The organism is Rathayibacter sp. AY1F2 (assembly GCF_002930885.1).
GTDB lineage: Bacteria > Actinomycetota > Actinomycetes > Actinomycetales > Microbacteriaceae > Rathayibacter.
In genome coordinates, this window is record NZ_PSVG01000053.1 from 1 (window position 1) to 1,694 (window position 1,694).

A 1,694-nucleotide genomic window follows, 5' to 3' on the forward strand; every position below is an offset into this window, starting at 1 on the left:
ACTCCGGCCTCGCGGGCGGCGAGGGTGCGGCGCTGTCCGGCGCGGACGATGACGTTGCCGTGCTCGTCGCGGCGGGCGAGGACCGGGGTGATGACGCCGTTCTCGCGGATCGACGCGATGAAGTCCTTGGTCAGCGGGGCGCTGGTTCGGACGTTCTGCTCGATCACGAGGGTGGTCGGGTCGATGTGCTGAACGGTCCCGGTTCCGGTGGTGATAGTCACGATGGTTTCTCCTCAATCGGTGTGCGACCATGAAGGTGACAAGTCCCGTGGTTCTAGTCCAACTACGGGGCTTTTGTCGTCTTCCTGATCGTTTTTCTTTGCCTCTCCGGCGAGTGAAAACCAATTGAGTGGAGTCGGCGGAGTGACGCCGATCCCGGGCGAAACAAGCCCGAAGGGCGCGTCCGGGATCGGTGGCACGCAGCCGATGGAGCGAGATAGGTTGAAACCGCGGAGAGGTGAAGAAAACCTAGAAACGCGCCGCGCAGCGGCTCCCGCCGGCGGTGCTCCGTCACCGCTGCGCGAGCGCAGCTCGCGCCCCCGACCGGGGAGACGGGTGTGGCCTTCGCCGTATACGCGACCGCGGTTCCGTCCAGCGCGAGACTGCGGCCTGTGGCACTGTGTGCAGATGATGATGTGGCGTGAGACGGCATCAGCCGAAGCGCAAGAGGATCTCGACGGCCTGCTCGATCTGACGATGACTCGCGCCGTTGAGGCTCTCGGAAAGCGCGGTGAGCTGGGCCCGTTCTCCGCCTCGATCGACACCGACGGGCGCAGCGTTCTGAGCATGGTGGGGCCGGAGCCGGGTCGCGGGAACAACTCGTCCCAGGCGGACCTCGACGAGCTCCGGCGTGCGAGCAGAGAGAACCGGCAGTCGTTACGGGCGGTCGCGTACGTCAGCGTGGTCACGATCAGCGGGAGCGGTGATGCCATCCGAGTCGAGTCGGAACATCGGGAGGGCATCGCGCTGGTGGTCCTGGTTCCCTACACCCGGCTTCGTCTTCGCAAGCAACTGAAACTCGGCGAGATGCGCCTGCAGGCCGGCGTAGTCGACATCTGGGCGCCGGAGGTCTGACTTCCTCGCGACCGATGACCACGCATGACCGCGTGTCCCACGAGGAACGCGATGCCGAGCGTGAGCCAGGCCAGCAACCAGGCGAGCAAAGGACCTGCCGCGTAGCGGCTCCCGCCGGCGGTGCTCCGTCACCGCTGCGCGTGCGGAGCTCGCGTCCCGCCTCCGGCGGAACACGGGGGAGCGCGAGGGGATCGCCCCTCGTGGCCGGCCCGAAGGCCGGCCCCTCCCCCGCGCTACTCGGCGGGCGTCAGGAACGCGATCAACGCGGCGGCCTCGGCGGTACCGTCGTCGTAGACAGGCATCCCGCCGGGTCCGCACTCCCCCGGCAGTCCGAGCGTATTGCGGGTGTGCGCGAGGATCTCCGCGTCGGTCGCGGTGGCGTTCTCCGGGTCCTCGTCGCGGCTGGTCGCGAGGATGAGGGCGAGCTGGTCGGCGCTCGCGCGGCCGGTGTCGGTGCGGGTCATGGTGTGGTCCTCTCAGCGGTTCAGGAACGGGGCGACGCGGCGGATCGCTGCGCGGCGGGCGTGGGCGACGCAGTGGCGGAACGAGCCGCTGGTGATGCCGTGCAGCTGGTCGGAGTGCCACGCCTCCCAGACCCCGGACTTGCGGCGGGTGACGTG

At 68.7% G+C, this 1,694-nt stretch carries 3 protein-coding genes; 1 reads left to right on the forward strand and 2 read right to left on the reverse strand.

The annotated features are described in order from the left end of the window. On the reverse strand, window positions 1-221 hold a 221-nt coding region (locus C5C54_RS17460; RefSeq protein ID WP_181127932.1), incomplete at its 3' end, for a ParB/Srx family N-terminal domain-containing protein. 406 nt (window positions 222-627) lie between these two features. On the opposite strand from C5C54_RS17460, the gene C5C54_RS17465 reads away from it, so the two are divergent. Beyond that, entirely contained in the window at window positions 628-1,074 is a 447-nt protein-coding gene (locus C5C54_RS17465) for a hypothetical protein (protein WP_104288908.1), read from the forward strand. A gap of 233 nt (window positions 1,075-1,307) precedes the next feature. Here the strand turns inward: C5C54_RS17465 and C5C54_RS17470 are convergent, their stop codons facing one another. Then, window positions 1,308-1,538: a hypothetical protein gene (locus tag C5C54_RS17470; protein ID WP_104273038.1), complete on the reverse strand. Its 231-nt coding sequence runs from the start codon at window positions 1,536-1,538 to the stop codon at window positions 1,308-1,310. Between the last annotated feature and the right edge of the window lie 156 nt (window positions 1,539-1,694).